18 protein-coding genes and 1 pseudogene are annotated in these 22,637 nt (G+C 62.2%); 11 read left to right on the forward strand and 8 right to left on the reverse strand.

All coding sequences use genetic code 11. The features are described 5' to 3' along the window. Positions 1-78 precede the first annotated feature (78 nt). From HB778_RS29475 to HB778_RS29500, 6 genes are all read left to right on the forward strand, one after another. Positions 79-447: a DUF779 domain-containing protein gene (locus tag HB778_RS29475; protein WP_183458994.1), complete on the forward strand. Its 369-nt coding sequence runs from the start codon at positions 79-81 to the stop codon at positions 445-447. 41 nt (positions 448-488) lie between these two features. Beyond that, entirely contained in the window at positions 489-863 is a 375-nt protein-coding gene (gene crcB / locus HB778_RS29480; protein ID WP_183458996.1) for a fluoride efflux transporter CrcB, read from the forward strand. Between the two features lie 61 nt (positions 864-924). Next, entirely contained in the window at positions 925-1,905 is a 981-nt protein-coding gene (locus HB778_RS29485) for an RluA family pseudouridine synthase (RefSeq protein ID WP_019857981.1), read from the forward strand. A gap of 47 nt (positions 1,906-1,952) precedes the next feature. Continuing rightward, positions 1,953-2,822: a DMT family transporter gene (locus tag HB778_RS29490; protein WP_183465264.1), complete on the forward strand. Its 870-nt coding sequence runs from the start codon at positions 1,953-1,955 to the stop codon at positions 2,820-2,822. 12 nt (positions 2,823-2,834) lie between these two features. Beyond that, the gene (locus HB778_RS29495; protein WP_183458998.1) at positions 2,835-3,626 is read left to right on the forward strand and encodes an ATP12 family chaperone protein; all 792 of its coding nucleotides are present in this window, start codon (positions 2,835-2,837) and stop codon (positions 3,624-3,626) included. A gap of 178 nt (positions 3,627-3,804) precedes the next feature. Then, positions 3,805-5,694, forward strand: coding sequence for an MFS transporter (locus HB778_RS29500; protein ID WP_183459000.1), 1,890 nt, complete (start codon positions 3,805-3,807; stop codon positions 5,692-5,694). An 82-nt stretch (positions 5,695-5,776) separates the two neighbouring features. Here HB778_RS29500 and HB778_RS29505 read toward each other — a convergent pair whose 3' ends face one another. Next, positions 5,777-5,968 (reverse strand): DUF2735 domain-containing protein, encoded by a 192-nt coding sequence (locus tag HB778_RS29505; RefSeq protein ID WP_095203298.1) that lies wholly within the window; start codon positions 5,966-5,968, stop codon positions 5,777-5,779. Positions 5,969-6,284: 316 nt separating this feature from the next. On the opposite strand from HB778_RS29505, the gene HB778_RS29510 reads away from it, so the two are divergent. Continuing rightward, entirely contained in the window at positions 6,285-7,325 is a 1,041-nt protein-coding gene (locus tag HB778_RS29510; protein WP_095203299.1) for a glutamine synthetase beta-grasp domain-containing protein, read from the forward strand. 117 nt (positions 7,326-7,442) lie between these two features. Here the strand turns inward: HB778_RS29510 and HB778_RS43495 are convergent. Both HB778_RS43495 and HB778_RS29520 read right to left on the reverse strand, forming a co-directional pair. Continuing rightward, positions 7,443-8,607: pseudogene (locus HB778_RS43495) on the reverse strand (P1 family peptidase). 32 nt (positions 8,608-8,639) lie between these two features. Further along, complete coding sequence (locus HB778_RS29520) at positions 8,640-9,242, reverse strand: TetR/AcrR family transcriptional regulator (protein WP_183459002.1); 603 nt, start codon at positions 9,240-9,242, stop codon at positions 8,640-8,642. A gap of 146 nt (positions 9,243-9,388) precedes the next feature. Here HB778_RS29520 and HB778_RS29525 point away from each other — a divergent pair, with 146 nt between their 5' ends. Next, positions 9,389-10,810, forward strand: a complete 1,422-nt coding sequence (locus HB778_RS29525) for an APC family permease (protein ID WP_183459004.1) — start codon at positions 9,389-9,391, stop codon at positions 10,808-10,810. A 679-nt stretch (positions 10,811-11,489) separates the two neighbouring features. Here the strand turns inward: HB778_RS29525 and glnA are convergent. Together glnA and HB778_RS29535 are read right to left on the reverse strand one after the other, a co-directional pair. Further along, positions 11,490-12,899: a type I glutamate--ammonia ligase gene (glnA, locus tag HB778_RS29530; protein WP_095203303.1), complete on the reverse strand. Its 1,410-nt coding sequence runs from the start codon at positions 12,897-12,899 to the stop codon at positions 11,490-11,492. Positions 12,900-12,960: 61 nt separating this feature from the next. After that, positions 12,961-13,299: a P-II family nitrogen regulator gene (locus HB778_RS29535; RefSeq protein WP_006205430.1), complete on the reverse strand. Its 339-nt coding sequence runs from the start codon at positions 13,297-13,299 to the stop codon at positions 12,961-12,963. Positions 13,300-13,644: 345 nt separating this feature from the next. On the opposite strand from HB778_RS29535, the gene HB778_RS29540 reads away from it, so the two are divergent. Together HB778_RS29540 and HB778_RS29545 are read left to right on the forward strand one after the other, a co-directional pair. Then, the gene (locus HB778_RS29540) at positions 13,645-15,183 is read left to right on the forward strand and encodes an NAD(P)H-hydrate dehydratase (protein WP_183459006.1); all 1,539 of its coding nucleotides are present in this window, start codon (positions 13,645-13,647) and stop codon (positions 15,181-15,183) included. Further along, positions 15,180-17,195: a hypothetical protein gene (locus HB778_RS29545; protein ID WP_183459008.1), complete on the forward strand. Its 2,016-nt coding sequence runs from the start codon at positions 15,180-15,182 to the stop codon at positions 17,193-17,195. The genes HB778_RS29540 and HB778_RS29545 overlap by 4 nt, the downstream gene beginning before the upstream one ends. Before the next feature lie 18 nt (positions 17,196-17,213). Here the strand turns inward: HB778_RS29545 and HB778_RS29550 are convergent, their stop codons facing one another. Beyond that, positions 17,214-18,746: an acyl-CoA carboxylase subunit beta gene (locus tag HB778_RS29550; protein WP_095203307.1), complete on the reverse strand. Its 1,533-nt coding sequence runs from the start codon at positions 18,744-18,746 to the stop codon at positions 17,214-17,216. A 391-nt stretch (positions 18,747-19,137) separates the two neighbouring features. Here HB778_RS29550 and HB778_RS29555 point away from each other — a divergent pair, with 391 nt between their 5' ends. After that, positions 19,138-20,562, forward strand: coding sequence for a DEAD/DEAH box helicase (locus tag HB778_RS29555; protein WP_183459010.1), 1,425 nt, complete (start codon positions 19,138-19,140; stop codon positions 20,560-20,562). 110 nt (positions 20,563-20,672) lie between these two features. Here HB778_RS29555 and HB778_RS29560 read toward each other — a convergent pair whose 3' ends face one another. Both HB778_RS29560 and HB778_RS29565 read right to left on the reverse strand, forming a co-directional pair. Then, positions 20,673-21,647: an alpha/beta hydrolase gene (locus HB778_RS29560; protein ID WP_183459012.1), complete on the reverse strand. Its 975-nt coding sequence runs from the start codon at positions 21,645-21,647 to the stop codon at positions 20,673-20,675. A gap of 93 nt (positions 21,648-21,740) precedes the next feature. Then, entirely contained in the window at positions 21,741-22,562 is an 822-nt protein-coding gene (locus tag HB778_RS29565; protein WP_183459014.1) for an SDR family oxidoreductase, read from the reverse strand. Positions 22,563-22,637: the final 75 nt, after the last annotated feature.

Here is a 22,637-nt window from a genome sequence, read left to right on the forward strand (position 1 = left end):
CTTTCCGAGGGATCATGCGCGCTCTGTCATGCGGCCAGGCTCGCCGGCCGCGCCTGAGGTTTCGTCGTGGAGGACGGCATGCCAGACAAGGTTTCCCTGGGAAAGGTCTCGGCCACGCCGGAAGCCATCGCTTTCCTGGCGGAGATCATCGCCGATCACGGTCCGGTGCTGTTCCACCAGTCCGGCGGCGGCTGCGACGGCTCCTCGCCAATGTGCTACCCCCGCGGCGATTTCATCGTCGGCGACAATGACGTCTTGCTGGGCGAGATCGGCGACACCCCGGTCTACATCAGCGCTTCGCAATATGAGGTGTGGAAGCACACCGACCTCCTCATCGATGTGGTGCCGGGCAGGGGTGGCATGTTCTCGCTCGACAATGGGCGTGAGAGGCGGTTTCTGACGCGCTCAACCGTCTGTGCTATCCCGGAAGTGCTGTCACGGGCTTGAAGGGATTGACGCCACCGCCTTCGCAGGGGCAGTAGACGACGATGTTCAATCTGCTTCTCGTGGTCGTCGGCGGTGGCATCGGCGCCGGCATTCGCCATCTCACCAATATGGGCGCGCTGCGCCTTGTCGGCCCCAATTATCCCTGGGGCACGATGGCCATCAACATTGTCGGCTCCTTTGCCATGGGCCTGTTCATCGCCATACTGGCGCGCCGCGGCGGATCGAACGAAGTCAGGCTGTTTGTCGCCACCGGCATCTTTGGCGGCTTCACGACTTTTTCCGCCTTTTCGCTCGATTTCGCGACGCTGTGGGAGCGGGGAGCCACGCTGCCGGCGTTTGGATATGCGCTGGCCAGCGTCGTCGGCGCCATTGTCGCCCTGTTTCTGGGACTTTGGCTCGCAAGAAGCCTGCCTTAATGCTATTGCCGCGCCAAGCGCAGGCCGAGCCCTGCTTTGGAAACGGATAAGCGAAGACAATATGGCAGGCGTTGAACAGATCACGGTGGAGGCCGGCGAGGCGGGCATGCGGCTCGATCGCTGGTTCAAAACCCATTTCCCGGGCCTTGGTTTCGGCCATTTGCAGAAGCTGCTGCGCTCCGGCCAGATCCGCGTCGATGGCGGCCGCGTCAAGGCCGACAGCCGTGTCGAGCCTGGCCAGGTGGTGCGCATCCCGCCACTCGAGGTCGACAAGAAGGGCGAGAGCGCGCTGACCGGCCATTCGATCCGCAACCAGGGCGATGCCGACGTTCTGGCAAAAATGCTGATCCATGAGGATCCGAAGGTTTTCGTCTTCAACAAGCCGGCAGGTTTGGCGGTGCAGGGTGGCTCGGGCGTCACCCGCAATGTCGACGACATGCTGGAAGCCTGGCGCAACCAGAAGGGCGAGAAGCCACGGCTGGTCCACCGGCTCGACCGCGACACGTCGGGCGTGCTGGTCGTCGCCCGCACCCGGCTCGCGGCAATGAAGCTGTCCGAGGCGTTCCGCGCCCGCGAGACCAAGAAAACCTACTGGGCCCTGGTCAAGGGCGTTCCACCCAAGCGCGAGGACAAGATCTCAACCTGGCTGATCAAGGAGCCGACCGAGGACGGCGACCGTGTGCGGGTGGCTGCGCATGGTGAAAAAGGCGCCGATCACGCCGTATCCTACTACCGCATCATCGAACAGGCGGCGCAGACCATGACCTGGCTGGAGATGGAGCCTTATACGGGCCGCACCCACCAGCTTCGCGTCCATGCCGCCTATATCGGCTGCCCGATCATCGGCGACCCGAAATATTTCGAGGCCGACACCAACTGGGATTTTCCCGGCGGCATTCAAAACCGCCTGCATCTGCATGCGCGCCGCATCATCATTCCGCACCCGGACAAGGGCGTCATCGACGTCACCGCGCCGATGCCGCCGCATATGCGCCAGAGCTGGAACCTGATCGGCTTCGACGACGCCAGCGCGGAGGATTGAGCTTGAGCGGCGCCACCGACGCGCTCGATCGGCGCGACGCAGTCGACATGGCCGCCGCCGCCATCATGGTCGGCCTGACCTTTTCCTGGGGCCTGAACTACGTCGCCGCCAAAATCTCCTACGCCGGCTACGACCCTGTCTTCCTGTCGATCGCGCGCTCGATCATCGGCGGCTTCTGCGTCTTCCTCTGGTGCCGCTGGCGCGGCATCGCGCTGTTCACGCGCGATGGCACATTGCTGGCCGGCATAGCCGTCGGCGTGCTTTTCGGCATCGAGTTCCTCTGCCTCTATGTCGGCCTGGAGCACACGACCGTTGCCCGCAACACGCTGCTGGTCAACACCATGCCGTTCTGGATGCTGATTGGCGGGCACTTCCTGCTTGGCGAACAAATCACCATGCGCAAGTTCCTTGGCCTGCTGCTGGCCTTCGCCGGCCTTGCCACCGTCTTTTCCGACAAGCTTGGCGGCGGGGACATGCTGTTCGGCGATCTGCTCAGTCTCGGCTCCGGATTTTTTTGGGCTTGGACCAATATCCTCATCAAGCGGTCGAAACTGGTCGAGGCGAGCGCGGAGAAACTGCTGCTCTATCAGCTCGCCGGCGCGGCGATCGTCGGCATATTGGTGCTGCCTCTCGCCGGGCCGCCAGTACGTGACCCGTCCTTGTTGCCGACATTGGCGCTGCTTTTCCAGGCGATCTACATCGTCGCTTTCACCTATGTCCTGTGGTTCTGGCTGCTGCGCCGCTATCCAGCCTCCGGCCTGTCCAGCTTCACCTTCCTGTCGCCGGTTTTCGGCGTTTTGTGCGGCGCGATCATCTTGAACGAGCCGCTGACCATTCGCATTTTTCTGGCACTTGGCTTGATTGCGGCGGGGCTGATCATGGTCAACCGGCAGGCACGCAAGCTGACACCGGTGTGAGAGAGACTTTTCATGCGTGACATCCTCAAAGACCTCGAAGCCGGAAAATATCTTTCCGATCCGGATCCGGTGCGTCGCGCCCAGATCCAGATGAAGACACCGCTGCCCAAGCGCTTCTACAAGACCGTTTCGGTTGCGCCGGTGGAGGAAGGTTTCGCCGTGCATCTCGACGGCAAGCCGGTGCGCACGCCGGGCAAGGCGCTGCTGGCGCTGCCGACCGAGGCGGCTGCAGCGCTGGTTGCCGACGAATTCGCCTCGCAGGGCGAGACGATCAATCCGGTGACGATGCCGGTGATGCGCCTGGTCAACACCGCCATCGACGGCGTTGCCAGCGATCCGCAGGCGGTGCTGGAGGACATACTGCGTTTTGCCTCGTCCGATCTGCTCTGCTACCGCACTGATGCGCCAGAAGGGCTGGTCGACCGGCAAAACGAGCAGTGGGATCCGGTCATCGATTGGGCGCGTGCCACACTCGGAGCCCGCTTCAACCTTGCCGAGGGGATTATCCATGTCGAGCAGCCGCGCGAGACGATCGCCATTCTTGGCAGTCATCTTGCTCAGCGCGCCGAGCCGCTGCGGCTGGCCGCCATCCACCTCATGACCTCGCTGACCGGTTCGGCGCTGCTGGCGCTGGCCGTCGATTTCGGCGAGCTCGACGTAGAGGCCGCCTGGGCGGCCGGCCATGTCGACGAGGACTGGCAGATCGAGCATTGGGGACAGGACGCCGAAGCGCTCGCGCGCCGCGCCGCCCGCAAACGCGACATGATGGCTGCCGTCGGCCTTCTCAAAGCGCTCAAGGCCTGATCTCAGGTCCTTACCGCAGCGCACCTAATACCAAAGTCATAATCCCATCGTCGCTCTGCCGTTGGCGGGCGCTTTCTGTCATTTTTTCCGCGATGGCTGTCGTGAGTCCGTGTTCGGAGGAGAACGCTGACACCGCCACGCGGCATCGAGGACAAGGGTCTCACGGGAGGACAACTCAATGGCAATGGCATCGACCGCCGGCGGAACGAGCCGCGGCATGACGCGGGAAGAGAAGAAGGTCATCTTCGCTTCCTCGCTCGGCACCGTTTTCGAATGGTATGATTTCTATCTCTACGGCTCACTGGCGGCCTTCATCGGTTCGACCTTTTTCAGCCCGGCCATTCCCGAGGCGACGCGCAACATCTTCGCGCTGCTGGCCTTCGCTGCCGGCTTCCTTGTCCGCCCGTTCGGGGCGCTGTTGTTCGGTCGCATTGGCGATCTTGTCGGCCGCAAATACACATTCCTCGTCACCATGACGATCATGGGCCTGTCGACCTTCCTGGTCGGTCTGCTGCCCGGCTATGCGACCTTGGGCATCGCCGCTCCGGTGATCTTGATCGGCCTGCGCATGCTGCAGGGCCTGGCGCTCGGCGGCGAATACGGTGGTGCGGCGACCTATGTTGCCGAGCACGCACCCGATGATCGCCGCGGCTTCTACACGTCCTGGATCCAGACGACGGCGACACTCGGCCTGTTCCTGTCGCTGATCGTCATCCTGATTGTCCAAGGGTCGTTGAGCAAGGAAACCTACGCCAATTGGGGCTGGCGCATTCCTTTCATCGTCTCTTTCCTGCTGCTCGCCGTTTCGATCTGGATCCGGTTGTCTCTCTCGGAGTCCCCGACCTTCCAGAAGATGAAGGACGAAGGGAAGGGCTCCAAGGCGCCGCTCTCGGAAGCCTTTGGCCAGTGGAAGAACGCCAAGATCGCCCTGCTGGCATTGCTCGGCCTCACCGCCGGTCAGGCCGTCGTCTGGTACAATGGCCAATTCTACGCACTGTTCTTCCTGCAGAACGTGCTGAAGGTCGACGCGCAGTCCGTCAACATCATGATCGCCGCCGCGCTGGCGCTTGGCTCGATCTTCTTCGTCGTGTTCGGCTGGCTGTCCGACAAGATCGGCCGCAAGCCGATCATCATGGCTGGCCTTGCGCTGGCCATCGTCTGCACCTTCCCGCTGTTCAAGGCATTGACCTGGGCCGCTAACCCGGCGCTCGCCAAGGCACAGCAGAGCACACGGGCAACGGTGACGGCAGCTCCTGGCGACTGCAAGTTCCAGTTCAATCCGGTCGGTACGGCGAAGTTCACGACGTCCTGCGACATCGCGACGTCATTCCTGACCAAGAACTCGGTCCCCTATGACGTGGTGTCGACCGCTGCGGCCGGAACGGCTGCGTCGGTCAAGATCGGTACGGAGACGGTGGCATCCTACGATGCGGTCGCCGCAGGCGATCAGGCCAAGGCCAAGGACGCCGCCTTCGTCAAGGCCGTCAACATGTCGCTGCAGGACGGCGGTTATCCGCTGAAGCGCGCGGCGATCAAGGTTGCGGACCAGAAGCTCGAGGCCTTCATCGCGGCCAATCCGGAACTGAAGCTCGATGCCGCCGCCATCCGCGGCGGCGAAAAGGCAGCCGTGCCAACCGACCAGGCGGTGAAGGACAAGCTTCTGACCGCCGATGAGGCAGCGGGCGCGCCTGAGGTCACCGTCTACAACATACCGGGCGGCGGCGCCTTTGCCATGTTCGCTGATCCAGCGGCGGTGAACTGGCCGATGACGATCGGTATCCTGTTCATCCTGGTTCTGTTCGTGACCATGGTTTATGGGCCGATCGCGGCGATCCTGGTCGAGATGTTCCCGACCCGCATCCGCTACACCGGCATGTCGTTGCCCTATCACATCGGCAATGGCTGGTTCGGCGGCCTGCTGCCGGCGACCGTGTTCGCGCTCAGTGCCTACAAGGGCGATATCTATTATGGCCTTTGGTATCCGGTGGTGATCGCGGCGATCACGCTGGTCATTGGCATGATCTTCGTCAAAGACACGCTCGGAACCGATCTGCACGCCAAGCAGTAGCCGATCGGATCAGCGTGGAAATGAAAAAGCCCGGCGTGAGCAATCACGCCGGGCTTTTTCGTGTGGAAACGATGCAGAAGGTTCAGCTCTTGCGCTGATTTTCTTCCTCGACGGCTGCTTCGTGATACCAGCCGTCAAAATCGGCGTGCGTGTAACGCAGCGAGGCGACCTCTGCCGCGAATTTCGCCTTCGCGCCTAAATTTGAGGCAGATTTGCGCGGTGCCAGAGGGAACATCAGAATTTTTGCCGACGGACGGGAGGGGACGACTTCCATGGGCGGTCTCCTTTCTTTTTCAGGAGCTTGTCGATTCAGCTTTCCTACAAGATAGGTCCTGCGATTCATTTAGGCAATATGCCTACGAAAAGATCAGTAATTGCCTAATATTTATGCATAATCCTGGTTTGACTGATATGGGCCCAGTGATGAGGCGGCTCAGCAAATTCGACGCGATATCGCGGCCATTTTGCCGCACCCACCGGAGCCGGAGTGGCACACGAATTGCATTTTAGGGATCGGCAGCGCCGGCTGCCGACGGCAGACGCATGTCGACGCCGTTTGGTGTTCGGTGAACAAGCAACGAGAGGCTAGAATGACGAAATATAAGCTCGAGTACATTTGGCTCGATGGATACACCCCAGTCCCCAACCTTCGCGGCAAGACGCAGGTCAAGGAATTCGCCGAATTCCCGACGCTCGAAGAGCTGCCGCTGTGGGGCTTCGACGGTTCCTCCACGATGCAGGCCGAGGGCCACAGCTCCGATTGCGTGCTTAAGCCGGTCGCGGTTTATCCGGACCCGACCCGCACGAACGGCGTGCTGGTCATGTGCGAAGTCATGATGCCTGATGGTGTCACGCCGCACGCATCCAACAAGCGCGCCACTATCCTCGATGACGAGGGTGCGTGGTTCGGCTTCGAGCAGGAATATTTCTTCTACAAGGACGGCCGCCCGCTCGGCTTCCCGGAGAGCGGCTATCCCGCGCCGCAGGGCCCTTACTACACCGGCGTCGGCTACAAGAACGTTGGCGATGTCGCGCGCCAGATCGTCGAGGACCATCTCGACCTTTGCCTCGCCGCCGGCATCAACCATGAAGGCATCAACGCCGAAGTGGCCAAGGGCCAGTGGGAATTCCAGATTTTCGGCAAGGGCTCCAAGAAGGCCGCCGACCAGATGTGGATCGCCCGCTATCTGCTTCTGCGCCTCACGGAAAAGTACCGCATCGACATCGAGTTCCACTGCAAGCCGCTCGGCGATACCGACTGGAACGGCTCGGGCATGCATGCCAACTTCTCGACCGCCTATATGCGCGAAGTCGGCGGCAAGGCGTATTTCGAATCGCTGATGGCGCAGTTCGACAAGAACCTGATGGACCACATCGCCGTCTACGGCCCGGACAACGACAAGCGTCTGACCGGCAAGCATGAGACCGCACCGTGGAACAAGTTCAGCTACGGCATCGCCGACCGTGGTGCGTCGATCCGTGTGCCGCACTCCTTCATCAAGAATGACTACAAGGGTTATCTGGAAGACCGCCGCCCGAACTCGCAAGGCGACCCCTACCAGATCGCTTCGCAGATCCTGAAGACCATCTCGGAGGTTGCGACCGACGCGAAGGTCTCGGCCGCTGCCTGATTGTTTTCACGGCGGGCCACGAGACGGCTCGCTATTGAAGAAAGCAAAAAGCCCCGGCGGGAAAAACGCCGGGGCTTTTTGCATATGCTCGCGGGATCCGAAATGCGCTGGCCGCTCTCAGCCGGAGACAACTCCACGAGCCTTCAGCGTTGCTAAAACCTTGGCATGCGGCAAAGCAGGGCTGCGGTTGCCGTCACGGCCGATCATGTCGCTGTTGGCGAGGAGCGCGTTGAGCACAGCCTCCTCGGTCGCCTGCACGACGGCCGTGTAGAAATCGTCCGTCCGTCCCCATGGGATGAAGTCCATGCGGCTGTAGCTCTCTTCGCTGGCCGGGCCTTTGGGAAAGCGGCCGTTGAGCGCATCGCGGTTTGCGGTCGAAAAGGCGAGAAAAATATCGCCGGAAAAATGCGAGCCGGTGGTGCCCGTCCGCGCCAGGCCGAGCGGCACACGCCGGGCCAGCGCCTTGCACTGGCCGGGCAGAAGTGGCGCGTCGGTGGCGACGATGCCGATGCAGGAGCCGGCGCCCGTCGGGCCGCCGCGGAAATACGACTCCATCGGGTTGTCGTCCGCCAGCTGATCGCCGAGCGGTACGCCGGCGATGGTGAGTTCATGGCGCGAGCCGAAATTGGCCTGCAGAAAGACGCCGACCGTGTAGGAGCGATGGCCGTAGTCAGATCCGCGAGGCGGTGCCGGAACCGCCCTTGAAGGCGTAGCAGTTCATGCCCGTGCCGCCGCCGACCGAGCCTTCCTCGATGTGCCCGCTTGCCGCATTGTCGATCGCGGCGATGGCGTGATCGACCGTGACATGCGAGCCATTGATGTCGTTGAGATAGCCATCCCAGGTTTCGGCCACCACCGGCAGCAGCCACTGGTTGGCGACATCGGGCTTGTGGCGCGCCACCCAGTCGATGATGCCGCGATGGCAAGGGCCGATCGCATGGGTGTTGGTGATCAGGATCGGCAGGCTGATACTGCCGGCCTCCTCGATCCACGATGCGCCGGTCATCTCGCCATTGCCGTTGAAGGAGTGGTAGCCGGCCGCACAGGCGACACCGACGCCGTCATGGCCGAACGGCAGGATGGCCGTCACGCCGGTGCGCGCCGGCCCCTGTCCGAGGTTGAGCTTGCCTTCGCCTTGGATGATTGTGGAATATCCGACCAGGACGCCGTCGACATCGGTGATGGCATTGGCGCGGCCGGGCGTGCCTTGCAGGGGAATGGCGAGCGCCCGGGCTCGTGCTTTGCCGGCTGGCGTGGTGGTCTGCGTCGGCAGTTGGTCCATGCTTGGGGTTCGCTCCGTTGATGTAAGCCGGCTCAGCGAAGGCTGCAGCCGGTGGCAAGCTCGGCATAGCTGGTCAGGATTGCCATCGCCGAAGCTTGATCGACCGCTGGCACGACGTTGACGAGATGCAGCCCCAGCCCGTCCTCGAGCACCACCAGGCTGCGTGCGATCGTCTCGCTGGCAGCCCGCAGTTTGAAGACGCCGGTGGCCGCACCCGCTTCCAGAATGCCGACATAGATCGATACCTGCCGCTCGAACAGCGTGATGTGGCGGGCGGCGTAGCTCGCATCCGAGCGCGAATAGGCGCCGAGCTCGAGCAGCAGCCGGCAGAGCTGGTCGTCCGCGTCGGTCGGCAGCCCGCTTTCGATCATCGTCTTCAGCCGCAGCCGCGGATCGGCGGTCTCGGCGACCGACGCCGCGCGCAGTGTGCAGAACCGCTCGACGGCCTTGCGCTGCACATCGTCCAGCAGGTCCTTCAGGCCGGGATAGTAGTAGAGCAGGGCGCTCGAACTCATCCCTGCCTCATTGGCGACGTCGCGCAGCGTGACGCCGGCAAGGCCGCGCCTGGCGATCATCGTTTCTGCCGCCGCGACCAGGGTGAGGCGGCGATCGGTCTGGGTTTTGGGTCGTCCCATTTCTGTTTCCTGAATTTGATTCAGTTTAAAACTGGCGTGCGAAATTTTGCAAGCACCAATGCGCCATATTTGTTGACGATATCTGACTCGATCGATAGGTTCCGCAGCGGAGGATAATTTTTATCTGATTAAAAAAGGGGAGGACGATGTCTACAAACGAAGCAACAACAGGGGCGGTCGACAAGGCCGCGCCAACCGCCAAGGGACTGGACCGGGCACTCAATGCGCTGGGCACGCTGATGATCGTGCTCTCGGCGGTGACGCCGGCATCCTCGGTGTTCATCATCGTGCCGGGTGTCATCGCGCTGGCCGGCACGGGCTCATTCCTGAGTTTCGTTATCGCTGCGGTCATCGGCCTGTTCATGGCCTTCGTCTATGCCGAACTGTCGTCGGCCTATCCGATGGCCGGCGGCGAATACACCATGATCGGTCGCACGCTTGGCCGCTTCTGGGGCTTTGTCACGCTGGTGCTGGTGTTCGTCTCGATCGTGCTGATCGTCGCTGTCATCGCGCTCGGCGTCGGCACCTATCTCGGCGTGCTCATTCCCAACCTCAGCCCGCAATGGGTCGGCGTGGTGACGATCGCGCTGGCCGGTACGGTCGCGGCCATGCGCATCAAGCTCAACGCCTTTGTCACCGGCATCTTTCTCGGCATCGAGATGCTGGCGCTGCTGATCCTGACCGGTCTCGGCTTTGCTCATGTCGAGCGGCCGCTCTCCAGCCTGTTCACATCGCCGCAATTGCTCGATGGTACCAACACGCTGGTCCCGGCCTCGGCCGGCATCATCCTTGCGGCCACCGCCGTTTCGCTCTTTGCCTATAATGGCTATGGCGCCGCCGCCTATTTCGGCGAGGAGACGCAGGACGCCAAACGCAACATCGGCAAGGTCGTGGTCTGGGCGCTGTTGATCACGGTCGCCGCCGAGCTCATTCCGCTGACCGCAGTGCTGCTCGGCTCCCCGGATCTGGTGGGCCTGCTCGCAGCGCCGCAGAAGATCGAGTACTTCCTCGAGGCACGCGGCGGCCATGCGCTGACGGTGCTGATCAGCCTTGCCATCGCCGTCGCCATCTTCAACGCGGTCATCGCCATCATCCTGCAGGCGGCGCGGCTGCTGTTCAGCTCCGGCCGCGACAAGACCTGGTTCGGTCCGATCAACGCCGCGGTCGCCTCCGTCCATGGCAGCTACGCGTCACCCTGGATCGCCACCATCGTCGTATCGGTGCTGGCGGCGGTCGCCTGCTTCATCGACATCAACCTGTTGCTGGTGGTCAGCGGCACGTCGCTGGTGGTGATCTACGCGCTTCTGTGCGTGGCGGTGTTTGCCGGGCGCCGCAACGGCAGCACGGCTGGCGGGCACTACCGCATGCCACTGTTTCCTGTGCCGGCCATTCTGGCCTTCGTGGCGCTGGTCTATGTCGCCTATCAGAACCTGCTCGACGCCGCCTTCGGCCGCCCGAGCCTGATCGCCACGCTGCTGATCATGGTCGTCGCGGCGATCTATTATGTGCTGGTGCTCGCCAGGCGAACGGACTGGAATCTGCACGGCCCCGACGAGCTTGCCGGATAGGCGTCACCCTCCGACTCTTGTCCCTGCAAGAACCCCGGCTTCGGTCGGGGTTCTCTTTTTGCAGTGATGGCCTGGCGGGGCGAATACCCCCAAAAAAAGTCAGGTTGAAAAGGATTGAACAAATTCACCGGAAGGGGAGGCTTTTGGTTGGCGCCCGTCGGCACCACCGGCGCCGTGCGTTTCCGAGTTCGTTGAAAAAGCCCGGAAAACGGCCTGTTCCGGCTCATCCGTACACCAACGATCCTCTCTATAAGCCTCTGTTCATACATCGAAATCGGCGATTTATGCCTCCGGCCGGCGGCGTTGACAGATCACGCTGCGGCATGCGTATTCACGGGCCATGGGGTTACGCCAAAGCGATGCTGTTCGAACGGGGCGGGGTTTCTTGAACGACGGCATTGGCGGGGGCGCCGGACGAGCGGGCATTGCAGCCTGAGGCAGTGTGCCGCTCGCTCCTGGCGTTTTGTTGCGCTGGAAATGGCTGCGCGTTAGCCTTCCTTTGAAGCTTCTGCCGGGGCACTGGCCCGGGCAAGTCCGACCATCAAACAATCCTTAAGAACCAAAAGAGCTCGCCACGCTGTTGGGTGGCCACGCGATTCATCGCGAAGCGTCGAGACAGCAAAAAGCCCTTGAAGGCGGAAATCCTTCAAGGGCTTTCGACATTATCCGTACGGGGTTCTTACACCGAGTAGTACATGTCGTATTCGACCGGATGCGGGGTCATTTCGAAGCGCATCACTTCGGCCATCTTCAGCTCGATGTAGCTGTCGATCTGGTCGTCGTCGAAGACGCCGCCGGCCTTCAGGAAGCCGCGGTCCTTGTCGAGGCTCTGCAGCGCTTCACGCAGCGAACCGCAGACGGTCGGGATCTTCTTCAGCTCCTTCGGCGGCAGGTCGTAGAGATCCTTGTCCATCGGCTGGCCGGGATGGATCTTGTTCTTGATGCCGTCGAGGCCGGCCATCAGCATGGCGGCGAAGGCGAGGTAGGGGTTCGCGCCCGGATCGGGGAAGCGGACCTCGACGCGCTTGGCCTTCGGCGACGAGCCGAACGGGATGCGGCAGGAGGCCGAGCGGTTGCGTGCCGAATAGGCGAGCAGCACCGGCGCCTCATAGCCCGGCACCAGACGCTTGTAGGAGTTGGTCAGCGGGTTGGTGAACGCGTTGATCGCCTTGGCGTGCTTGATGATGCCGCCGATGTAGAACAGGCAGCTTTCCGACAGGCCGGCATATTCATTGCCGGCGAAGGTCGGCTTGCCACCCTTCCAGATCGACTGGTGGACGTGCATGCCCGAGCCATTGTCGCCGAAGATCGGCTTCGGCATGAAGGTGGCCGTCTTGCCGTAGGCGTTGGCGACCTGGTGCACGACATACTTGTAGATCAGCATCTTGTCGGCGTTGCGGACCAGCGTGTCGAACTTGATACCGAGCTCGTGCTGAGCGGCGGCGACCTCATGGTGATGCTTTTCGACGCGCACGCCCATTTCGGCGAGCACGGTCAGCATCTCGGAGCGCATGTCCTGCGCGCTGTCGATCGGCGGCACCGGGAAATAGCCGCCCTTGACGCGCGGGCGGTGGCCAAGGTTGCCGGTCTCGTAGTCGGTGTCGTCATTGGACGGCAGTTCGGTGGAATCGAGCTTGAAGCCGGTGTTGTAGGGGTCGGCCTTGTACTTGACGTCATCGAACACGAAGAACTCGGCCTCTGGGCCGACGAAGATCTGGTCGCCGATGCCTTCGGCCTTCATGTAGGCCTCGGCCTTCTTGGCGGTGCCGCGCGGGTCGCGGTTGTAGGATTCGCCCGAAACCGGATCGAGGATGTCGCATAGGATGACCATGGTCGACTGGGCGAAGAACGGGTCCATATGGACCGTGTCCGGATCGGGCATCAGCACCATATCGGACTCGTTGATGGCCTTCCAGCCGGCAATCGACGAGCCATCGAACATGACGCCATCGGCAAACATGTCTTCCTCGACCTCGACGACATCCATCGTTACGTGCTGCAGCTTGCCCTTCGGGTCGGTGAAGCGCAGGTCGACGAATTTCACGTCGTTGTCCTTGATCTGCTTCATGATGTCTTTGGCTGTCGTCATGTCATGTATCCCTGTTTGATGACGTTTTTTGATGGATGACGTTTCTTAGAGGATGGTCGCGTCAGACGGCGTCCATTCCGGTCTCGCCGGTGCGGATGCGCACGACTTCCTCGATATTGGAGACGAAGATCTTGCCGTCACCGATACGGCCGGTCTGGGCCGCCTTGCGGATGGCTTCGATCGCGCCTTCGACCGCATCGTCGCCGAGCACGACCTCGATCTTCACCTTGGGCAGGAAATCGACGACATATTCGGCGCCACGGTAGAGTTCGGTATGGCCCTTCTGGCGTCCGAAGCCCTTGGCCTCGGTCACGGTGATGCCTTGCAGTCCGGCCTCCTGAAGCGCTTCCTTCACTTCGTCCAGCTTGAATGGCTTGATGATCGCTTCGATCTTTTTCATGTAAAAAGTGGCCTCCACTGCCAAAAAAACGGGTTGTGAGCCCCCGCTTGCGCCTCCATCAAGCACGAACTGTGCCAGATAGCTGGATTCGAAGCGGTTTCATACGATTTCCAAGTCACGTCGCGCCGAGGTGCAAATTCGCGTCATCCGATGCATCGGATGCGGCATGAACTGCTGAAGCCTACACAGTGCCAGCACTTGCATCCGCATAATAATTAGGCAGATCGCCCATTGAATGTGCATCTTCTCGCCTTGATACCCTCCTGGCGACTGATGATGAACTCCTCTTCGTTTGCTTCGGCCCGAAAACTGGACAATGCTTGATCGAATGCGGATCGGCAATCCATGAGCGATGAAGTTCTTTCTCCGGCCGAGATGGGCGAGGCGGACCGGCTAGCAATCGCTGCCGGTCCGCTCGACGGCTATGGCCTGATGCGGCGAGCCGGCGAGGCGGTCGCTGCCGTCGTCCTGGCACGCTATCCCGCCGCTAGCCGTGTGCATGTGCTGTGCGGCCCTGGCAACAATGGCGGCGACGGTTATGTCGTGGCGCGCCTGCTGGCCGAGGCTGGCGTCAATGTCGCCGTCTGGGCGGAGGGCAAACAGAAGCCTGGAAGCGACGCGGCGCTGGCTTCCGAGGCCTGCAATCTGCCGGTCAACCATCTGAATGATTTTCATCCTACGGCAGGCGAGGTTGTCGTCGACGCGCTTTATGGCGCCGGACTTTCGAAGAACCTTTCTCCTTACGCTCAGGCGGCTTCGGGGATCAGCGGAGCGGAGAAAGTGCCAGTCGTGTCGATCGATCTGCCGTCGGGCGTGTCCGGTGACACCGGATTGACCAAGGCCTATTTCGAAGCCGCCGTGACGGTGACTTTTGTGCGGAAAAAGCATGGCCATCTGTTGATGCCCGGGCGCAGCCTGTGCGGCGAGATTATCGTTGCCGACATTGGCATACCGGATACGATCGTTGACCAGCTCAAGATCACGACGTTTGAGAACACGCCGGACCTCTGGCTGCGATGGCATTTCCCGAGAACGGCACTCGACACGCATAAATATAAACGTGGCCATGTCGGCGTCTTTTCCGGCGGACCATCGGCGACCGGTGCGGCGCGGCTGTCAGCGATGGCTGCGGCCAGAACAGGGGCAGGGGCAGTGACCGTGCTATCGCCCGCCAATGCCATGCAGGTCAACGCTACGCACCTGACCTCAATCATGCTGCGCGCGGTAGATACGGTGGCTGACGCAGGCGAATTCATCGACGACAAGCGGCATACGGCGTTCGTTCTTGGCCCCGGATTCGGAGTCGGCGAGAAAGCCCGCAATTTTGCCTTGCGATTGCTCAAACAGGATAAAGCCTATGATTTCGAACGCATGGGCTTGTTTGGAGGCATTGTGCTCGACGCCGACGGTCTGACTTCGTTCCGCGACGCTCCAGATGCTCTCTTCGACGCGGCGCGCCGTGTCGGGGCGCCGTCATTGGTGCTGACACCCCATGAGGGCGAATTCGCTAGGCTTTTTCCCGACATTGCCGATGAGAAGAAGCAGTCAAAACTTGCCAAGGCGCGTGCGGCGGCGGCGCGCGCCAATGCCGTTGTTGTCTACAAGGGCGCCGACACAGTGATCGCGGCGCCGGACGGCCGAGCAGCGATTAACGCCAATGGAGCACCCTGGCTTGCTACAGCCGGCTCCGGCGACGTGCTGGCAGGCGTTCTTGCCGGATTGCTGGCACAAGGCATGCCGCCTTTCCAAGCCGCCAGCGCCGCGGTCTGGATCCACGCTGAAGCTGGCCGCCGGTTCGGACCAGGCTTGATTGCCGAAGATCTGCCGATGGCTCTGATGCCTGTGCTGCGCGAATTGATCGAAAGCCAGCCGGACCTTCGATGAGACGCCTTGCTGTCCTTTTCACCGCGCTTGTCATAGCCGCATTGGTGGCAAGGTCGGCGAATGCCGCCGAGCAGCCGGTGACCGTCGTCGACGATCCGGCGGTGCTCGCCGCGCTCGATGCCAGGGGCTTCGGCTTCGCCGGCATTTTCGGCGTCGATGGCGCGGACGATTTGAAAACGCTTTATGACAAGGCGCCGGCCTATCATGCGATCGTCGATACGGTGGCATCAGACATCGCCACGCTGCGGGCCGAGATAAAGGCTGGCGGGCGCACGCTTTACGAGGTGACCGACGGCAATGTCGGCCGCATCATGGATATGCGCTGGCTGAAGAGCGAGGCGGCGCGCTTCCGGCTGGTCGGCGTCGTCAACCGGCTCGACCGGCGTGATTTCGCTGCCTTGGAAGGCGACAAGAGCTGCGGCGAGGTGCGTTTCATCTATCGCCTGGCCTACAGTTTCAAGAAGGACGGCAAGGTTCTGGCCTCGCGGCTGCCGTTCAACTTCAACGCCGTCTACAGTGCGACAGCTGATGCCGATGGCGGCTGTGTCGGCGTTGCCGGGCGCTGGACGCCGCAACTCGATGAGAGCGTCGATGCCGGCTGGCTGAGCGGCGGGCCGCTGGAGCGGGCCGGGCTGACCTTCAAGCAGCTCGAACTCAATGCGCAGGTGGTGCGCTTTCCCTCGGGCCAGGAGACCGAATTCGGAGGGCAGGCCGCGTATCTGATGCGGATCTTCGGCATCGAAGGTGCTGCGGTCAGCGAGAAGCCGCTGGAAAACACACCTGATACCGCGCGGCTCTCGGACGATGCGGCGCTGAAGAAAAAGCTTGCCGACTATGTCAGCACCAATGTCGCGGCGGTCGATCTCGGCGTCTACGAAATCCCGGACGAATTCCTGGCGAAGAAGGTCATCTCGTGGTCGACCTTCGGCAGCGCAAGACAGGCCAATCATCCGTTTACGCAAATATTCCAACCCAAGGAATTCGTATCGCTCGATTATTCCTCGATGAAGCTGGTTCGCACGCCGGAGGCGCTGGTCGAGCGGCTGGACAATGGCGCCTGCCAGGGCTGTCACCAGGCGGGGTCCACCGCCGGCTTCCACTTCATCGGCCTCGACGACAAGACGACGTCGCCGCTCAACCGCATCGAGGTCGGCATCTCGGCGCATCTCCATGCCGAGATTCCCCGGCGCCAGGCCTGGTTGCGCGCAACGCAAGACGGCAAGCAGCCGAACCGCTACCGGCCGCTGTCCTTCGCACCGCCCGCCACCTGGACCGAGACCGGCGATGTCAACTACGCGCCGGCGGAAATGGCGATGCCGTGCCTGATGCCGGACGATGCCAAGCGCTTCGGCGCGAGTTGGGCATGTGGCGGTGGCACGGTTTGCACGCCACTGGCGACCGCGTCTGGCGTGCGCACCACCCTGGCGCAGTGTCTGCTGCCCAAGGACAGCCAAGACAGCCCAAAAATGTTCTCCGGCCATCCTTGCCTGACCGGGTCGATCGCCAGCAACCAGTCGCAGCCTTTCAACGACCGCTACACGATATCAGGCCAGTTCGCCGCCTTCGCGCCGGGGATTTCGCGGACCGCCTATACCTGCCGGCCGCCGAAGATCGGCGTGCCGGCCGGCATCGCCTACCGCGCCTGCGACGACAAGGATCGCAACTTCGCCGCCTTCAAGAAGGGTAGGCCAATGCCGAACGAAATCTGCGGGCTGGTTGGCGGCAAGAAATTCGACACTTGCGTGGCGACCAACAATTTCGACCAGTGCCTCGGCGGCGCGGTCAATCGCGGCAACCGGCCGGCCTGCGATGCCGAGCATTTCTGCCGCGAGGATTATATGTGCCAGTCAATGCCGCCCGACATGCCGGGCATTTCAAAAGTGAAAGGCGTCGGCTTCTGCTCGCCGACCTATTTCATCTTCCAGATGCGCATCGACAACCACGCAACACCTTGGGCGAGCCCAACCAGCGCCACCATGGACGCGGGGTTCGGTGCGGCCGACGAAGAGTGAGGGCCCCCATCGGCCACCTCACAGCGGTATGTTGTCGTGCTTCTTCCAGGGGTTCTGCATGTCCTTGTTGCGCAGCATGCGCAGCGCGCGCGCAATACGGCGGCGGGTCGAGTGCGGCATGATCACCTCGTCGACATAGCCGCGTTCAGCGGCGACGAAGGGCGACAGGAAGCGATCCTCGTAAGTCTTTGTATGGGCTGCGATCTTTTCGGCGTCGCCAATGTCCTTGCGGTAGATGATCTCGACCGCGCCTCTCGCCCCCATCACCGCGATCTGCGCCGTCGGCCAGGCATAGTTCATGTCGCCGCGCAGATGTTTTGAGGCCATGACATCATAGGCGCCACCATAGGCTTTTCGGGTGATGACGGTGATCTTCGGCACGGTCGCTTCGGCATAGGCGAACAAGAGCTTGGCGCCGTGCTTGATCAGCCCGCCATATTCCTGTGCGGTGCCCGGCAGGAAGCCCGGCACATCGACGAAGGTGACGATCGGGATCGAAAAACAGTCGCAGAAGCGCACGAAGCGCGCTGCCTTGCGGCTGGCGTCGGAATCGAGCACGCCGGCCAGCACCATCGGCTGGTTGGCGACGAAGCCGACCGTGCGGCCTTCGACACGGCCAAAGCCGGTGACGATGTTCTTGGCAAAGCTCTGCTGGATTTCGAAGAAGTCGCCTTCATCGGCGACCTTCAGGATCAACTCCTTGATGTCGTAGGGCTTGTTGGCGTTGTCGGGGATCAGCCGGTCGAGCGACAAATCATGGTCGGTCACCGACTGGTAGCATTCGATCTCGGGGAGCTCCGACGTGTTTGACGCGGGCAAAAGGTCGACCAGCCGGCGCATCTGTAAGAGCGCCTCGACATCATTGTCATAGGCGCCGTCGGCGATCGAGGATTTCGTCGTGTGCACCGAGGCGCCGCCGAGGCTTTCGGCCGTCACCGTCTCATTGGTGACGGTCTTCACCACGTCCGGCCCGGTGACGAACATGTAGGAGGTGTCGCGCACCATGAAGATGAAGTCGGTCATGGCGGGCGAATAGACGTCGCCGCCGGCGCACGGGCCCATGATCACGGAAATCTGCGGAATGACGCCGGAGGCCAGCACATTGCGCTGGAAAATCTCGGCATAGCCGCCAAGGGCTGCCACGCCTTCCTGAATGCGCGCGCCGCCGGCATCGTAGAGCCCGATAATCGGCGCGCGGTTGCGCAGCGCCATCTCCTGCACCTTGATGACCTTTTCGGCATGGGCCTCCGACAGCGAGCCGCCGAACACGGTGAAATCCTTGGCGAAGAGATAAACCGGGCGGCCATTGACCGTGCCCCAGCCGGTGACGACGCCATCGCCGGCGATCTTGGTCTTCTCCATGCCGAAATCGGTCGAGCGATGCTCGACATACATGTCGAATTCTTCGAACGAGCCTTCGTCGAGAAACACCTCGATGCGCTCTCGCGCGGTCAGCTTGCCCTTCTTGTGCTGGGCATCGATGCGCGCCTGGCCGCCGCCCATGCGGGCGATCTCGCGCCGGCGCTCGAGTTCCTTCAGCACGTCCTTCATCGCTCGGTCCCCAAAATAGAAGCTGCATTTGTGGTAATGATGCCCGCCGGGGAGCGCAAGCGTCGGCTTTTGGCTGGTTTTTGTTGCGCTGCAACATGCCGCCCCTTGCATTCCGGGGCGAAGTCAGCCATATGCAGCCCATAGGCGCTTGGGCCGGGAGATTCCGGCCTTCTCGACAAATGAGACTGGTTGCGTCTGTTTTCCCTCTTCCCGACAAATCGGTAAGGCGGCGAAAAAGCCCCGTGGCATGATGCCTGCGGGCACGACAGCGCAGCCGAGTGGGCGATACCGTCCGCCCGCCTTGTCGTTTCATATCAAATTTTTCGACGGCAGGTTGCGCCCTGCCGCCATTGATGTTTGCGGCCAAGAGGCCGCTTGAAAGAAGATTATTTTGACCAACGAAAACACTTTGCCCGGCAACAACACCGCGGAACTCACCGGTTTCGCAGCGCTGGGAATTACGGGTGCGCTGCTCAAGGCCACCCACAATGCCGGCTTCACAGAACCGAAGCCGATCCAGATGCAGGCCATCCCGCCGCAGCTGGAAGGCCGTGACATTTTCGGCATCGCGCAGACGGGCTCCGGCAAGACCGCGGCCTTTGCGCTGCCGATCCTTTCGAAGATCATCGCGCTCGGCACAAAGCGGCGCGCCAAGACGGCCCGTGCGCTGATCCTGGCGCCGACGCGTGAACTTGCCGTGCAGATCGAGGACACCATCAAGATCCTCGCAAAAGGCCAGCATGTCTCCACCGCACTCGTGCTGGGCGGCGTCTCGCGCTTCAGCCAGGTGAAGAAGGTTGCGCCCGGCGTCGACATCCTCATTGCCACACCGGGCCGCTTGACCGACCTGGTGCGCGAGGGCGACCTCATCCTGTCCGACACCAAATGGCTGGTGCTGGACGAGGGCGACCGTATGCTCGACATGGGCTTCATCAACGACGTCAAGCGTATCGCCAAGGCGACCGCGTCTGACCGCCAGACGGCGCTGTTTTCGGCCACCATGCCGGACGAGATCGCCGAACTGGCCAAGGGTCTCTTGAAGAACCCCGTCCGCATCGAAGTCTCGCCGCAAAGCACCGCGGCGGTCGAAATCTCCCAGGGCGTCGTCTTCGCCCGCACCAAGCAGAAGCGCCAGGTTCTGTCGACGATGCTCGCCGACGAGGCGATGAAGTCCGTCATCATCTTCTCGCGCACCAAGCATGGCGCCGACCGGGTGACCAAGGACCTCGAGCGCGACGGCTTCAAGGCCGCCGTCATTCACGGCAACAAGTCGCAGAACGCCCGTCAGAAGGCGCTCAACGATTTCCGTGAGGGCTCGGTGCGCATTCTCGTCGCGACCGATATCGCGGCGCGCGGCATCGACGTTCCCGGCATCAGCCATGTCGTGAATTTCGACCTGCCGGACGAAGCCGAGAGCTACGTCCACCGCATCGGCCGCACCGGCCGCAACGGCATGGACGGCATCGCGATCACGCTTTGCGATCCTTCGGAAAACAGCAAGCTGCGCCAGGTCGAGCGCATCATCCGCACCAAGCTGCCAATCGTTGCCGACCATCTCGGCAGCCCCGATCCGCAGCGCAATCCGGCTGAAAAGAACGAGCGCTTCGAGCCCGCCAATGATCGCAACGACCGCAATGGCCGTCGCGACGGCAGGCGGCCGGGCGGCGAGAACAAGGGCAACGGCTTCGGCAAGAAGCGGTTCGGCGACAAGCCGGCCTTTGCCGGTGAACGCAAGCCGGAAGGCGGCAAGCCAGCCTTCAAGGGCAACAACAAGCGCCGCTTCGGCGGCAAGCGTCCGGCGGCGCGCGCTGCGTAACGAAGCCTCGTGACGGTCGGCCAAGCCTTGGCGCTTGGCTGATTGCATGACTGAATGAGAAAGGGCGGCTGAAGCGATGCTTCAGCCGCCCTTTTTTTGTCTCCGAAACCTTACTTCGCAACCGCCTCGACCCAGACAGCAATCCGTTGCGCCAGGAAAGCCGTGGTCGACGGCGACAGCGCGTCGCCGGCGATGACGTGATTGTCGGGATCGCCAGTGCTTTCGATGGGGACCAGTTCATGCGCACCACCCCAGCGCCCGGCGATCTCACGCGTGCGGTCCGGTCGCACAACTTTGTCCATATCCGAGAAGATGAACAGGGCAGGGATATCAGCCTTCTCCACCGGCGCGCCATAGGCGAGTTCTGTCAGCGCCTGCATCGGCAGCGTCGCGGCAACCGGATATTTGGTGGTCCAGAATTTTTGGTGCAGCGCGTTGCGCGGCGCGAAGCTGCGCTCCTTGCCGATGACCAGTTCGGCGATCTGCTTGCCCCATGGCATGGTCAGGAGCTCGGCACCGGACGCCCTCACGCCAAAATTGGGGGAGATGAACGCAATGGCCGCCACCCCGTCCGATGCGCCTGGCTGCGTTGCCGCCCATGCCGCCAGCGAGCCACCGGTCGAGGTCGAGATGACGATCACCTTGTCGCCGATCGCCCGCCCGATGGCGAGCGCCTCCTCATAATCGTTGATCCAGGCGTTGATGCTGCCTTGCGCCATCGCCGCGCCGTCCTGCCCGTGACCGGTGAGGCGGGTGTAGAAGAGGTTGGCGTCGAGCTGGTCGGCGACCTCGTCGGGCAGGGGGCGGACCTCGCCCTTTGAAGCCGAGAAGCCATGGATGTAGACGATCGACAGCGGCGTCTTGGCATGCACCATCGGGTTGGCCCAGACGATCTCCTTATCCAGCCCGTCGCGGATACCGGGCACGGCGGCTTCCACCTTTGCCACATAGGCCTGCGGATCGTCACCGATGACGGAAGGATCGAAGCGGATCGTGGTGTCGACGGGAACGCGTGGGCCAAGGACGAAGACTAGAGCAAGGACGGCGATCAGGCCCAGCACAGCAAGCACGATCCGTCGCCCCATCGCAGACTCCACGCAACAACAACAAACCTATGGTGGTGGCCATGAACAGGCAACGGCCGTCCAGGCAACCACACCACCAATCCTGTGGGCATCCTATTTGTTGGGCGGCTTGCGCTCGTAATGCAGCGGCCTTGCCTTCCAGCTGGTCATCAAGATGATCACCCACCGGGTGATCGGCCTGGGCAACAAAGCGAGAAATTTCAGAGGCCAGCTCGTACGGTAGGGAAAGGTGACCTCGAAGCCACCGGATTTGATTGCCTTCACCATGCGGCGCGTCGCCCGGCTGACCGGCATCAGGCCCGGCATTGGCAGCATGTTCTTTTCGGTCAGCGGCGTGTCGACAAAACCGGGGTTTATCACCTGGACGCGGATGTTCATCTTGTCGAAGTCATATTTCAGCGACTCGGCCAGGATGTTGATCGCCGCCTTGGTGCCGCCATAGGCGGCCGTCGTCGGCCAGCCGAAATAGGCGGTGACCGATCCGACGAGCACGACATGGCCGCGCGATCGCACGCGCATATGCTCCACGACCGGCACCAGCCCGTTGATGATGCCGAAATAGTTGACCTCGAAGGACTTGCGAAAGTCGCTGACGACGAGAGCCTCTCCAGGCGTCGAGATGTAGTTCCCGGCATTGAAGACGGCGAGCACGATCGGGCCGAGCTCTTTCTCGATCGCGGCGACCGTTCTTGCCATGCGCGGCTCGTCAGTGACATCGCAGGGAAAGGCGGTGACGCTGCCCGGCATCTGCGCAGTCTCGACGATAAGCGTGTCGATCGGATCGTCGTCCAGTGCGGTTACCGCCACCGCGTAACCCCGGGATGCCAAATCCCTGGCCAGCGAGCGGCCAATGCCGCTGCTGCCGCCCGTGACCCAGGCGACGCCGTGTTTCGGATCGGCCCGATAGAGTGTCATGCTGCGCCCTGCCGAGTTTGTTGGTGCCTTGCTCTAGCGGTCAGGAAATCGAATGAAAAGAGTGCTTTTCGACGT

Origin of the sequence: Mesorhizobium huakuii, from assembly GCF_014189455.1 — a bacterium.
Classification (GTDB): domain Bacteria; phylum Pseudomonadota; class Alphaproteobacteria; order Rhizobiales; family Rhizobiaceae; genus Mesorhizobium; species Mesorhizobium huakuii_A.